The organism is Myroides odoratimimus, from assembly GCF_030326305.1.
Lineage (GTDB): Bacteria > Bacteroidota > Bacteroidia > Flavobacteriales > Flavobacteriaceae > Flavobacterium > Flavobacterium odoratimimum_A.
On the sequence record NZ_JACAKB010000029.1, the window covers coordinates 1 to 13,565 of the forward strand.

Below are 13,565 nucleotides of genomic sequence, written 5' to 3' on the forward strand. Positions count from 1 at the left end.
AAGGATTAATAACTATAGCTGTACAGTATTAAGTAGGATTATTAACTATAGCTGTACAGTTATAGTAGGACGAGACAAGTCTTCCTTGATCTGAGTCCGTAGTGAGTCCGTTATGAGTCTGTAGTGACTCCGTTATTTTAAACAAAACAACGGACTGAAGATGGAAATATCTCTCTTCTTATATAGAATCAATAGCAACATAACTGCTATAAGACTAAAAGCTATCTGGATGCACAGAGGAATCTCTGCCTCCTCATACACTTTAGCTAAGAATAACACATCTCATCTATAAACAATCTCCTTACCTAGGCTACTCCCTAATAATCACTGTGTGTATGAAGTAAAAGTAAACTTCTCTACAATAATATAGTTTTTAGACAAACTGATAACTATCATATAATATCCATTTAGATATAAGTACTTTTACCAATGCCAATAATTCGTATAAAGTTTTTATACAGCTGTTTTTTAGACGAAAAGAGAAGTATATGGGATATACTTCTCTTTTTATTATTTCGCGATAGGAACCTTGTTAGACTCTAGTGGAGCCTCATAAATTTTATATCCTAATTTCTTCACCTCTTCTAGTAGCTTAGGGCTTAGTACTTGTTCCATTGCCTTAGTATTATATACATAGGATACATAGTACTTATATCCACCATCACTTACATTATCCTTACATGCATACCACGTCGGAGCTACAGTTAGTTCTGACTTAAAAGGCAACCTTAGCTGTACGAAGCTTTTCGGCTTTATGATCACATAGTCTGTTACCTTCTTATTTTTCAGCTTCTCTTGCCACTTGGCTAATAGACTATCCGAATCATAATCCCCACTCATCAGCATAGGCTCATCGATATGACTTGCCTTATTATACACTCTTTGTTTTAATACATATACTTGATTCTCGTATGTACTACCTACACTAGCTCCATAAGCTAACTCTGAAGTATCCCAAGGGAACCAATACGTATCATTAGAGTTATTCATTACTACAATAGTAGCTAGGCTATTATCCTTCACAGTGGAGTCTAATACCTTTACCTCTATTGGTTTTTTTGCGCTTTGGCCAAAAGCGCAAAATGCACTAATAAGTGCAACAAAAACAATAATTAATCTATTCATTTTCAACCGTCTCTTTAATCCACACAAGATAATAACTACAGATTATTTGTTCTCTAAAAGGAATTATAATTTCACAAATTAGAACAATTATAAATAAGAACTTATATTTGTATCCAAACACAAAACAATCATTACTCATATCATGAAGAAATTATTCTACACATTATTACTATCTCTATCACTATTATTTGCACATACCATCACTGCTCAAGAAGCGATAGAAATAGGAAAAACATATACAATCCAATCTAAAGTGCTAAACGAAGATAGAAAGATACAGGTCTACCTCCCTCCTGCTTATAACGATACACAATATCCCGATCAGAAGTATCCTGTCATATACTTACTAGATGGTGAAAGCAACTTTAATTATCTAACAGCCTATCTAGATAAGCTAAGTAGATATCCATACCCTTCTATCCCAGAGATGATCATAGTAGGAGTGGTCAATACCAATAGAACAAGAGACCTGACTCCTACTAAAGTAACTAGTGAGAGCATGTCTACTGAACAATCTAAAAAAATAAAAGGAGAAAACGGGGGCAACGATGCCTTCTTCCGTTTCTTAAAAGAAGAAGTATTTAGTTATATAGACACGAACTATAGAACCCTTGATTATAAAATACTAATCGGTCACTCGTTTGGAGGGATTACAGCTTTAAATAATCTACTAAACTATACTGATATGTTTAACGCTTATATCGTACACGATCCTAGTATATGGTGGGACAATAAGGTTATACTAAGAGAATATACGGATGGGATAAACCAAGACTTTAAACACAGACGACTATTCTTAACGCAAGTAGGTGAAAGCGAAAACAAAGGGCATCTAACTGATCACTATAGCGCAATCAAAGAATTTGATACATTATTAAGTAAAAACACTCCTGCTACACTGAGCTATAAATATGTAGCCTATGAAGGAGAAGACCACGGTAGTATACCACTAAAAGGAAACCTAGATGGTCTGAGATACATATTTGACGGATATCGAATCAACTTTAAAGAACTAAAAAACAACCCTACTCTACTACAGGAAACTTTCGAAGCTCTGAATAAGCAGATGCATTATGATTTTAAACCGACTGAGAAATTCTTAGACACAGTCATTAAATACTTCTCCTCTACTGAGGATACTAAAACAGTAGATCAGCTCACTAAGTATAAGAATACACTTTATAAAAAATAATACGGTAAGATCACATACCGCTTCTCTTAATGCCAATATGTAATATCACACAATAAATATTACATATTGGCATTATTATTATATACCTACAAAAGAAATAATACGAAATCAAAATACTACATTAGAATACTTCAAAAAAATCAAGAAAAACTTATCATTAATAAATATAAAGTTCTAAGTTTACCTTACAATTAACCCAAAAACGATATGATGAATATTAAAATAATAAGTTCAGGATGCTACATCCCAACTAAAGTAATAGACAATACCACCTTTGATCAATTTGACTTCAGAGACGAACACGGTCAACCATTAAAGGATACTAACCAACGTACAGCTTATAAACTACAACAGATAACAGGTATCGAAGAAAGGAGATATGTAGAAAATCGATTAACTACTAGTGACATCGGTACTATCGCTTCTGAGCATGCTATCAAAAATGCAGGTATAGATCCTGAGACATTAGACTACATTATTTTTGCGCATAACTTCGGAGATGTAAAACACGGTACTTTACAGTCTGATATTGTACCTAGCTTAGCCTCTAGAGTAAAACACAATCTGAAAATCGCTAATCCATCATGTGTAGCATTTGATGTTCTTTTTGGGTGCCCAGGTTGGTTACAAGGCGTGATACAAGCTTATGCATTTATGAAAGTAGGTATGGCTAAGAGATGTCTAGTCATCGGAGCAGAGACACTATCACGTGTGATAGACTTACACGATAGAGACTCTATGATCTATGCTGATGGTGCAGGAGCTACTATATTAGAACTAACTAATGAAGAAGGAGGAATACTATCTGTAGAGTCTGCTAGTTATACACTAGACGAGGCTTTCTTCATTCACTATGGCAAATCATACAATCCTGACTTAGATGAGAACACTAAGTACATCAAGATGTTTGGGCGAAAGATTTATGAATTTGCACTAACTAATGTCCCATTAGCAATGAAGAGCTGTGTAGATAAAAGTGGAATAGATATCAGCAAAATCAAAAAGGTGATGATACATCAGGCCAATGAAAAAATGGATGAGGCCATCGTAAAACGTTTCTTCGAATTATACGAGATGGAAATGCCAGAGCATATCATGCCTATGAATATCCAAAAACTAGGGAATAGTAGCGTAGCGACATTACCAACCTTATATGATATGATTATCAACAAACAACTAGATCCACACCAGTTAGAAAAAGGAGATATAATCCTCTTTGCTTCCGTAGGGGCTGGTATGAACATAAATGCCTTTACTTATCAAGTATAAGACATGAAATATAAAGAGAGCACTAAGCTCTCTTTTTTTATAAAAAGGCTATAGTGATATCTCTATTATTTATTCTCTTTCTTCTCTTTTTCACAAGTCTTACTTATGTAAACGAGAATAGCAGTACACACACCTAATGCACTGTAACATAGATAACTGACTACATTATTACTAAAAAAATCAAACAAATCAACAATTAATAACAAAGTAGCTACTGCTATTATAAACTTTAAAATCCGGTCTAAACTATTCACGTGACTATACTTTCTATTATATAACTTCCTCTATTGTGTCTAGCTATATCCCTAAAACACACTAAAAATTCTATAAAATAATTATCAATAGTAATGCCAATTTCTCAAAAATTATTGGTCATAAACACAACTTCACATATAGTCATTTTAATTAAATAGACCTTTTACTAAAAATATTTAAACTAAAATCAATAATAAAAGAGGCTAACTTCTATTTTTATTCATTCTTCTTATACTTTATTAGAATAAAAATAATTCTTATTTTCTTATAACAATACTCTAACTCAACCAATAGCTCTTAAAACAAAAGAGAATTACACAGTTATTTTTATCCTCTTATAAACAATTAAAAAGCCAAGCTATATTTATTTGATTTTAGTAACTTTGACTTAATTTTCTTATTCTCTTAATACTATGAGTCAAAATCTAGAAACAATCAGTGATCACTATAGAGAAAACACCATTAGCCATTATGCCTTCGATGCATCTGACTACCAATGTGGTAAATCACATTTCAATATTAATATTCGTAAATACTGTAATTTCAATACGCCATATAACAGACGAGATTATTACAAAGTATGCTTAATTATAGGAGAAGGTGTATTTAAATATGGTGAGCATACATTGATAATAGACAGACCAGCTTTATTTCTTCCATGCCCTACGATACCATATGAATGGGAATGTCTAAGCAATCAACAAGAAGGGTATTTCTGCCTTTTCAACCAAGAGTTTTTAGTAGAACATAGTACAATAGAGTTCTTCAAAAAGACTTCTCTTTTTAAGGAATGGAGTAAGCCCTTTATATTTTTAGATGAAGATCAATTAGAGCTGGCTTCTACCTACTTTAAACAGATGTATGCCATGGCTCAGAGTGATTATCCTTTAAAGTTTGAGATTATCCGTAACTTACTTGCTTTATTACTACATCAAGCGTTACAGTTAAAAGTAGAAGACCTAAAGCTAGAAGACACACCTAGTAGCACAAGATTATACAGACTATTTGATGAACTGCTAAACAAACAGTTCCCACTAGACTCACCTGCTTACCCTCTAAACCTAAAGACAGCATCTGACTACGCTACTGCCCTAAACGTACATGTCAACCATCTAAATGCTTCTATTAAGTCTGCAACGAGTAAGACAACCACTCAGTTGATAAAGGAAAGGCTATTCGAGGAGGCTAAAAACCTATTGAAGAATACGAGTTGGGATATAGCAGAAGTTGGATATACACTAGGCTTCGATCAACCATCTCATTTTAATAATTTCTTTAAAAAGAATGCTGGAGTAACACCATTAAAATATAAAAAACCTATATAATCAATCTTTGATTTTTGCAATTATACCTTTGAGATATTTAATTCAAGATAATGATTGGCTACTTAATTTTGCTTCTCAAACAACAATTATAATCTATGCTAAGAGAAGCAAGTGAACAAAGAAAAAGACTAGCTACAATACTAGCCTTTTGTTCTATACCCCTTTCTGGTTTTGTGACCGATATATATTTACCGTCATTCCCTTCTATGGCTAAAGGATTAGCTGTATCAGAACAAGACATACAGCTTACCCTTACCTGCTATCTGTTAAGCTATGGTATATCACAAATATTCGTAGGTAGTCTTTTAGATAATATAGGAAGGTACAAACCGCGCTTAGTCGCTTTACTGATATTAATTATTACCAATATCAGTATCACACAGATGGATAGTGTCTTCTACATCTGCATTATGAGAATTATACAAGGAATGGCTATCTCTACGTTAGTAGTTGCTACACGTGCTATCTTTATAGACATTTATGATGAGACGAAAAGACAGTATTACTTAAGCTACTTTACGATCGTATGGTCATGTGGTCCAATATTAGCACCATTCTTAGGAGGATATTTAGAAAAGCTATTTAACTGGCATGCTAACTTCTATTTCTTAGCTATCTATGCAGGAGTATTGTTAATCTTAGATCTGTGTATCAGTGGAGAGAGTATACCTGAGAAGAAGAGGTTTATCTTATCAGATACATTAAGTTTATATAAAATGATGCTTAGTGAAAAAAGATTTATGATTGGTACACTAATATTAGGGCTTAGCTACTCTATCGTAATGATCTTTAATATAGCAGGACCTTTTCTAATCGAAAACACATTTGGTTATGGGTCTGTAGTTATTGGTTACTGTACATTAGTACTTGGATTCTCATGGATGCTCGGTGGTATAATAGGCAAGAAGAGAATGCACTTAGACTTAAAACCTAAAGCTCTTAAACCTTCATTAGTTCAACTATCGCTAATAGCAGTTCTATTAATTACTACTATCTGGATAGAGAGTCTACCATTATTAATAGGTTTTCTATTTCTTATACATATCTGTTCTGGAACGCTATTTAATAATTTCTTTACCACAACCATGTTACAGTTCCCTAATAATGCAGGTACAGCAGGCGGTCTAATGGGCGGATTGGTGTATGTACTTACCTCTTTTGTCACGTTAATAATCTCGTCTACAGGAGCTATTACCACTCCCACTGCATTAGGAGTAAGATACCTCATTACAGCTGTAGCACTATTACTAGCTATACTTTATATAATCAAGCTATATAATAGAGAAAAAACAATAAACTAGAAGAAAAATAACTAACCTATACATATTTCTATATAATACACGATAGAACAGAACATCGCTGTACTTATAAAACTAAAAATAACTTATCAAATATGCATTATTTAATGATTAATACTTATTAAACTTCTCTTAAAGCTAGCTATTTTATACAGAGTAGACAATTCGTATACTGTAGTAATTTTTACTATTTTACAGTCATATTTATCAGTAATTTTGCGTTAGTCTTTAGGTAAAAAGAATCCTTTTTATCACACTATATTCAACTAATAATGTACTTAGATGTACGTTTTTAAAAATGCAATTAAACAATAAGTTTTTAGGCTTTACATCCGCAATCTTTGCAGCGATGTTATGGGGAGTATCTGGAGCTTTTGCTCAGTTCCTTTTTAGAGAAAAAGAATTTAACGCTGAATGGTTAGTTACCGTTCGTCTTCTTATCTCAGGAGTATTAATGTTATTATTTGGTATTGTCAGAAAGAATCCTGATGTCGTAAATATCTGGAAGGACAAGAAGGATGCAGTCCAATTGATTCTTTTCAGTATACTTGGAATGCTGACAGTACAGTACACTTACTTTGTGACTATACTGCACTCTAATGCGGCAACAGCAACAGTAATACAGTACACCGGCCCTGTGTTCATCGCTATCTATCTAGCATTAAGACTACGCAAATGGCCTAAGCCTATTGAGTTCTTAGCTATAGGAATGGCGATGTTAGGTACATTCTTATTGGTAACACATGGAGATATTAACACACTGAATATCACCCCTACAGCATTAGTATGGGGTATAGCGTCAGCTATAGCATTAGCCGTATATACACTGATGCCTGTGCATTTATTGAATAGATATAGTCCTATCGCTATTATAGGTTGGAGTATGCTTATCGCAGGTATAGCGATGAGTATTATACATCCTCCACATAAGCTAGAAGGCATATGGGATACTGATACCTATTTGGCAGTATTATTCATTATCTTCTTAGGTACATTGATACCGTTCTATATCTTCTTAATGGCGATAAAGAATATTGGACCACAAAGAGCTAGTTTATTAGCTTGCGCAGAACCTCTGTCTGCTACTTTAATAGCTGTGGTATATTTTGGGGTAAACTTTGAATTGATGGATTATATAGGAAGTCTTTGTATTATAACAACTATATTCCTATTGACTAAAATCAAGAAGAAAGTTATTCCTGAAAATTAAACAACGAGAATATCCATTTTTTTATAAGCAACGCGGTATATCCCTGTAAGGTATATCGCGTTGTTGTTTTTATAAGGTTATAAACCTAGTTTGCGAAATAGCTTATCTAACATTGACTTTACTCCTATAACCCAATTCGTCTTTAATAGAACAATGAAGTTTAAGATAATCACTAATCCTACTTTTAAAACTAAGACTAATAGAGGATGAGAGTTATTAGGGATGAGAAATATTATAACAACAAAAGCTACCATAAATAACATTAGCTTAAAGAAGTTTATATCAAATGGCCATAACTTCATCTTTTGATAAATATAGTAGGTCTTAACTATATTAAACAATGTTAGAGATAATAGTGATGCTAGCCCCACACCGAATATTCCTAAGTCTGTATAGGCTAATAATACATAGTTCAAAACAACATTAAGAACCATCAAGCTTAAGATAGAAACTAGATTAAAACGGTAATACTTAGAATAAGAAATAATCTCTGTATTAAATCCTGTAGACATATTAATCACTACATTAATACCTAGTAAATAGATAATAGGTAATGAAGGAGCTAACTTGTCATAAGTAGGTAACAATTGAAATAAAGGTTCTATACCAACTACAACACAGCTAAAAAGAAGCATACCAATAAAGAAAAGATTACGTGCTACTTCTTTATATTTCATATTCAGTGTACGCAGTTCCGCTCTCTTTATTAAATCAGATATAATAGGCGCATATAGTGCAAATACTCCTGTAGCTGGTATAGCGAGTGTAGACGCTAATGTCACCCCTATATTATATGTACCATTCGCTTCATAAGAGATAAAATAAGGAATCATCAGAGAGTCTACTCTAAACGCAAAGAAAGAACCAAAACTTCCTGCAAAGGCGAATAAACTATATGCGTAATACTCTTTCTTTCCTACATGAGCAAATAAGTCGTCGTATTTCCAATGCCAATTAAACTTAAAATGTCTATATATATAAGTACCTATTACTATGGCAATAACGTAATAAGACACTATATAATACCACACTGCGTTATCTATTGAAAAGCTGCCATACACTACTATTAAGAACACTGTTGGCAGAGCTATTTTAGGGATTATCTTTTCAAAAAAGGTAGGAAAAGAAAGGCGTTGTAGATTAGTTGCTTGTCGCCTAAATAGCTCTATATAAGCCATTGAAATAGCTAGTACAAACCCCATAACCACATATCTCATCTCTGCTCCATCATAGACATAGGATCCTAGTAACAATACTATTCCTACTCCTATAGTGAGTTTAATCATAGAGAGCATACTATAACTAAAGAGTTTACCTTGCAAACGTTCACTTAGTTTGGGGTAAAAGTTAATCAATGCATGTGTACTTCCTAAAACAATAATCGGAAATATAATCTGTGCACAGGCATCTACAAAACGAATAATACCTAACAGTTCTTTATCTTGAGGATAGATTAACACAGTAGACACTACTCCTATCAATACACCTATATAATTGATAAGAGTAAAAAGAAATGCCTGTTTCGTAGATATTTTATCTTGCATGAGGATACCTAAATCTGTTAATCACTTACAAATATACTTGCTAATAAGTCCTTAACTACTATTTTTTTTAAATTTGTAATTCTTATGTGAATAAACCAACTTATAAAAGAAAGCTTATTTGCACAAATACTATTACATGAAATACCTTGTTATCATGCCTGCTTATAATGAGTCGGCTTTTATCGGTCATACTCTAGACAGTATAATTTCTCAAACGTTGTTACCAACTGATGTAATAGTTGTAAACGATAATTCCACAGATGACACAGCCAATATCATTATGAACAACTATGCTCATCTTCCTTATATCACACTAATTAACAAAGCATCTGAAGCTATACATCTACCTGGTAGTAAAGTTGTAAAAGCTTTTAATTATGGTTTAGAACAAGTAGATAATCTAGATCAATACGATTTTATCGTTAAGCTAGATGCAGATCTTATTCTACCTAATAATTACTTCGCTACTATCGCAAGTACTTTTGCACAAGACCCAGCTATAGGAATGGTAGGAGGCTTTGCCTATATAGAAAAAAACAAGGAATGGGTAATCGAAAGCCTTACAGACAAAGATCATATTAGAGGGGCATTTAAAGCTTATAAACTAGACTGTTTTAAACAGATAGGAGGTCTTAAGCCTTCGATGGGATGGGACACAGTAGATGAACTCTTGTGTAAGTTCTACAATTGGAAGATCGTTACGATAGATACTCTAAAAGTAAAGCACCTCAAGCCTACTGGTGCAATGTATAATAAAGCGGCTAGGTATAAACAAGGAGAAGCATTCTATAGACTTCACTACGGAATAATAATTACATCTATCGCTTCTTTAAAACTAGCATTGAAAAAGAAAAAACCTTTCTTATTCATAGATTACATCAGTGGCTATTATAAAGCAAAAAGGGAAAAACAACCGTATCTAGTCACTGAAGAGCAAGGCATTTTTATACGTAAGTACCGTTGGAGTAAGATAAAATCAAAATTACTCTAATCACTTTTTTGCTTTAATAAACTTAAAACTCATTTGTAATTGGTAATTTAGCCGATATTTTAATTTTTATGATAAAATCTGGATTAACACATATAGGACAGTACTTTATAATGCTAAAAGAAATGTTTAGCAAAATGACTAAATGGAAAGTGATGAAAGTACTAATATTCAAAGAAATAGATGATCTAATCATTGGTTCTTTAGGTATTGTAAGTTTCCTATCTTTCTTCGTTGGAGGAGTAGTTGCTATCCAAACTGCCTTAAACTTAACAAACCCACTTATACCTAAATACCTTATTGGATTTGCTACTAGACAATCTGTAATACTAGAGTTTGCACCAACATTTATCTCTATCATTATGGCTGGAAAAATGGGTTCTTTTATTACATCTAGTATCGGTACAATGCGTGTTACAGAACAAATTGACGCTTTAGAGGTTATGGGGGTTAGTTCATTAAACTACCTTGTTTTCCCTAAGCTAATTGCCGTATTATTATATCCATTTGTCATAGGCATTAGTATGTTCTTAGGAATTGTCGGAGGATGGTTTGGAGGTGTTATGGGGAACTTTGTTTCATCAGAACAATTCATAATTGGATTACAAGATTCGTTTACTCCATTTCATGTTACTTATGCGTTTATTAAAACTTTCCTCTTTGGATTCTTACTAGCTACTATACCTTCTTACTTTGGTTATTATATGAAAGGTGGAGCCCTAGAAGTAGGTAAGGCTAGTACTACTTCATTCGTATGGACAAGTGTAGCCATTATCTTGACAAATTATATATTAACCTCTCTACTTTTAAGCAACTAAGAAATGATCGAAGTAAAAAATATACAAAAATCGTTCAATGGTACTCAAGTACTGAAAGGAATTACAACTACTTTCGAAACAGGTAAAACTAATCTTATTATTGGACAAAGTGGATCTGGTAAGACAGTAATGCTTAAAACTCTCCTAGGTATTCACACTCCAGATGAAGGAACTATTAGTTTTGATGGTAGAATATACACAGACCTTACAAATACTGAAAAAAGAGAGCTAAGAACAGAAATAGGAATGGTATTCCAAGGAAGTGCCTTATTTGACTCTATGACTGTAGAGGAAAACATTGCTTTCCCGCTTCGAATGTTTACTAATAAATCTGATGCAGAAATAGCACATCGTGTGAATGAAGTTATAGATCGTGTGAATCTAATCAATGCTAACACAAAAAAGCCTTCTGAGATATCAGGAGGTATGCAAAAGAGGGTAGCTATTGCCAGAGCAATAGTTAATAACCCAAAATACTTATTCTGTGATGAGCCTAACTCAGGGCTTGATCCTAAGACAGCTATCGTTATTGATAATCTTATCCAAGAGATTACACATGAGTACGGTATCACTACAGTAATCAATACGCACGATATGAACTCTGTATTAGAAATAGGTGAGCACATCGTATTCTTAAAGAATGGGGTACTAGCTTGGTCTGGTAATCATAAAGAGATCATTCAGACAGACAATGAAGATGTAGTTGACTTTGTGTACTCATCAGAATTATTCAGAATGGTACGTCAAGCTATGAGACAAATCGGAAATGAAAAGAAATAATATAAAAAAGGAGTAATGCTGATAACATTACTCCTTTTTCTTTTCTTGTATTCTTACTTAAGTTTATCCGTCACTTGCTGACTCACAACCTTAATTTCTTGTTCTTTTTTCTTAGGATATAATAATAAAATATCATCCTTGTCCACGATGATATAGTCATTCAAACCATCTACTACTACCACTTTCCCTTTAGCTGTTCTAATAATATTATTTGTAGCATTATTAAAAAAAGCAGTTGCATTTACTACCGCATTGTCATTATCATCTTTAGGAAGCTTATCGTATAAAGACCCCCATGTACCTAAATCATTCCAATCAAATGTAGCTGGTAATACATATACATTATTAGCCTTCTCCATCACAGCATAGTCTATAGAGATGTTTTCAGCTTTAGAATAGTTCTCATCTATAAAAGACTTCTCATCTTCTGTATTTAGATAATCATACCCTTGATCAAACAATTCCGTCATAGCAGGTTGAAACTCTGAGAAAGCGTCCAAAATAGAGCTTACACTCCATATAAAAATTCCTGAATTCCATAAAAAATGTCGGCTCTGTACAAACTTACGTGCTGTAACGTAATCAGGCTTCTCTCTAAACTGTACTACTTTCTTAATAGGACGAGAATCTAGTTTATTAAACTCAATATATCCATACCCTGTATTAGGGAAAGTAGGCAAAATTCCTAAAGTCATTAATACCTTATCACGCTCACATACATCAAAGGTGCGTTGTAAGTTAGATACGAACTGTAACTCATCTTCTATCCAGTGATCGCTAGGCGCCACCACCATTACTGCCTCTGGATTCATCTTCTTAATCTTCATCGCCGCATATAGTATACATGGTGCTGTATTACGCATATCTGGCTCTAATATGATATTATTTAACTCTACAGATGGCAATTGTTCCTTTACTATCTCGCGATAGTTTTCATGCGTTAAAATCAGAATATTCTCTTTAGGCACTACCTGAGACAGACGTTTAAAAGTCTTTTGTATCAAGGTATCTCCTGATCCTAACATATCGTGAAACTGTTTTGGAAACTCAGGTGTACTCACAGGCCAAAAACGTGACCCTACTCCACCTGCCATAATCACAGCGTAATAATTTGAACTCATATATCTTTATCTATTTACAACATAATGGGTCAACAACTCTACTTCAGCATTTGCTTTAAAAGTGTATATTCTTCCCGTTGAAACCTCTAAACACTCGAAACGCTTTACCCTAATAGGACCGCGCTTAAATATCTTTCCGTTATAAGTTTTAAAATGACTCCCTAAAGGGATTTCATATATAAAACAATTGTTATTATTTATATCCTGGACATCATACCTTCTCATCGCTATAGATAACTTCTCATCAGTATCGCTACTAGCAGAAGGGTTTCTAAAGTGATTTGCTAACAAAGGTAATAATGCACTAGGAAATATTTCTTCTCTTAAAAAGGGCAACATTAATAATTGAAAAGTACTTTTCCACTCTACTCCATGTGGCTTTATTCCCCCTTTGTACTTTTGATAAGCCACTAAGTGAGCTATCTCATGAATCAAGGTCATCAAAAAACGGTAAGGATTCAGGTTAGAATTTATCGTTATAATATGCTTCCCATCGTGATTACGAGTATAATCTCCATGACGTGTAACTCTCTCGTGTACAATCTTTAGATGCACATGATAGTGTTTTATCAATTCAAATACAGGTTCAACTGCTTGTTCTGGTAAATATGGTTTAAGCTTCTCTATCAATTACATTTTA

At 33.4% G+C, this 13,565-nt stretch carries 12 protein-coding genes; 8 read left to right on the forward strand and 4 right to left on the reverse strand.

Features of this window, described 5'->3' with window-relative positions; translation table 11 throughout:
• Positions 1 to 510: 510 nt before the first annotated feature.
• Positions 511 to 1,125, reverse strand: a complete 615-nt coding sequence (locus HX049_RS15425) for a hypothetical protein (RefSeq protein WP_286416963.1) — start codon at positions 1,123 to 1,125, stop codon at positions 511 to 513.
• Positions 1,126 to 1,267: 142 nt separating this feature from the next.
• Here HX049_RS15425 and HX049_RS15430 point away from each other — a divergent pair, with 142 nt between their 5' ends.
• From HX049_RS15430 to HX049_RS15450, 5 genes are all read left to right on the forward strand, one after another.
• The gene (locus HX049_RS15430) at positions 1,268 to 2,317 is read left to right on the forward strand and encodes an alpha/beta hydrolase (protein ID WP_286416964.1); all 1,050 of its coding nucleotides are present in this window, start codon (positions 1,268 to 1,270) and stop codon (positions 2,315 to 2,317) included.
• A gap of 210 nt (positions 2,318 to 2,527) precedes the next feature.
• Positions 2,528 to 3,586, forward strand: coding sequence for a 3-oxoacyl-ACP synthase III family protein (locus HX049_RS15435; protein ID WP_131541071.1), 1,059 nt, complete (start codon positions 2,528 to 2,530; stop codon positions 3,584 to 3,586).
• Positions 3,587 to 4,254: 668 nt separating this feature from the next.
• A complete protein-coding gene (locus HX049_RS15440) occupies positions 4,255 to 5,166 on the forward strand; it encodes a helix-turn-helix domain-containing protein (RefSeq protein ID WP_286416966.1) in 912 nt (303 codons plus the stop codon).
• A gap of 95 nt (positions 5,167 to 5,261) precedes the next feature.
• Positions 5,262 to 6,467: an MFS transporter gene (locus tag HX049_RS15445; protein WP_286416968.1), complete on the forward strand. Its 1,206-nt coding sequence runs from the start codon at positions 5,262 to 5,264 to the stop codon at positions 6,465 to 6,467.
• A 295-nt stretch (positions 6,468 to 6,762) separates the two neighbouring features.
• A complete protein-coding gene (locus tag HX049_RS15450; protein ID WP_131540215.1) occupies positions 6,763 to 7,674 on the forward strand; it encodes a DMT family transporter in 912 nt (303 codons plus the stop codon).
• 77 nt (positions 7,675 to 7,751) lie between these two features.
• Here the strand turns inward: HX049_RS15450 and HX049_RS15455 are convergent, their stop codons facing one another.
• Positions 7,752 to 9,218 carry a lipopolysaccharide biosynthesis protein gene (locus HX049_RS15455; protein WP_286416970.1) on the reverse strand — a complete coding sequence of 489 codons (1,467 nt, stop codon included), beginning with the start codon at positions 9,216 to 9,218 and terminating at the stop codon, positions 7,752 to 7,754.
• A 136-nt stretch (positions 9,219 to 9,354) separates the two neighbouring features.
• On the opposite strand from HX049_RS15455, the gene HX049_RS15460 reads away from it, so the two are divergent.
• The 3 genes from HX049_RS15460 (at position 9,355) to HX049_RS15470 (ending at position 11,804) form a co-directional block, all read left to right on the forward strand.
• Positions 9,355 to 10,209, forward strand: coding sequence for a glycosyltransferase family 2 protein (locus HX049_RS15460; protein WP_286416971.1), 855 nt, complete (start codon positions 9,355 to 9,357; stop codon positions 10,207 to 10,209).
• Positions 10,210 to 10,277: 68 nt separating this feature from the next.
• Positions 10,278 to 11,024 carry an MlaE family ABC transporter permease gene (locus HX049_RS15465; protein WP_006264692.1) on the forward strand — a complete coding sequence of 249 codons (747 nt, stop codon included), beginning with the start codon at positions 10,278 to 10,280 and terminating at the stop codon, positions 11,022 to 11,024.
• 3 nt (positions 11,025 to 11,027) lie between these two features.
• Positions 11,028 to 11,804, forward strand: a complete 777-nt coding sequence (locus tag HX049_RS15470) for an ABC transporter ATP-binding protein (RefSeq protein ID WP_006259574.1) — start codon at positions 11,028 to 11,030, stop codon at positions 11,802 to 11,804.
• A gap of 53 nt (positions 11,805 to 11,857) precedes the next feature.
• Here the strand turns inward: HX049_RS15470 and HX049_RS15475 are convergent, their stop codons facing one another.
• Both HX049_RS15475 and HX049_RS15480 read right to left on the reverse strand, forming a co-directional pair.
• Positions 11,858 to 12,925, reverse strand: a complete 1,068-nt coding sequence (locus HX049_RS15475) for a mannose-1-phosphate guanylyltransferase (protein ID WP_286416972.1) — start codon at positions 12,923 to 12,925, stop codon at positions 11,858 to 11,860.
• A gap of 6 nt (positions 12,926 to 12,931) precedes the next feature.
• Positions 12,932 to 13,555, reverse strand: a complete 624-nt coding sequence (locus HX049_RS15480; protein WP_131540218.1) for a SprT-like domain-containing protein — start codon at positions 13,553 to 13,555, stop codon at positions 12,932 to 12,934.
• Between the last annotated feature and the right edge of the window lie 10 nt (positions 13,556 to 13,565).

Excerpts from the sequence above, each read along its gene's own strand:
- HX049_RS15440 (WP_286416966.1), top strand. The coding sequence starts at position 4,255 with ATGAGTCAAAATCTAGAAACAATCAGTGATCACTATAGAGAAAACACC.
- HX049_RS15470 (WP_006259574.1), top strand. The coding sequence starts at position 11,028 with ATGATCGAAGTAAAAAATATACAAAAATCGTTCAATGGTACTCAAGTA.
- HX049_RS15435 (WP_131541071.1), top strand. The coding sequence starts at position 2,528 with ATGAATATTAAAATAATAAGTTCAGGATGCTACATCCCAACTAAAGTA.
- HX049_RS15450 (WP_131540215.1), top strand. The coding sequence starts at position 6,763 with ATGCAATTAAACAATAAGTTTTTAGGCTTTACATCCGCAATCTTTGCA.
- HX049_RS15475 (WP_286416972.1), bottom strand. The coding sequence starts at position 12,925 with ATGAGTTCAAATTATTACGCTGTGATTATGGCAGGTGGAGTAGGGTCA.
- HX049_RS15445 (WP_286416968.1), top strand. The coding sequence starts at position 5,262 with ATGCTAAGAGAAGCAAGTGAACAAAGAAAAAGACTAGCTACAATACTA.
- HX049_RS15460 (WP_286416971.1), top strand. The coding sequence starts at position 9,355 with ATGAAATACCTTGTTATCATGCCTGCTTATAATGAGTCGGCTTTTATC.
- HX049_RS15455 (WP_286416970.1), bottom strand. The coding sequence starts at position 9,218 with ATGCAAGATAAAATATCTACGAAACAGGCATTTCTTTTTACTCTTATC.
- HX049_RS15425 (WP_286416963.1), bottom strand. The coding sequence starts at position 1,125 with ATGAATAGATTAATTATTGTTTTTGTTGCACTTATTAGTGCATTTTGC.
- HX049_RS15430 (WP_286416964.1), top strand. The coding sequence starts at position 1,268 with ATGAAGAAATTATTCTACACATTATTACTATCTCTATCACTATTATTT.
- HX049_RS15465 (WP_006264692.1), top strand. The coding sequence starts at position 10,278 with ATGATAAAATCTGGATTAACACATATAGGACAGTACTTTATAATGCTA.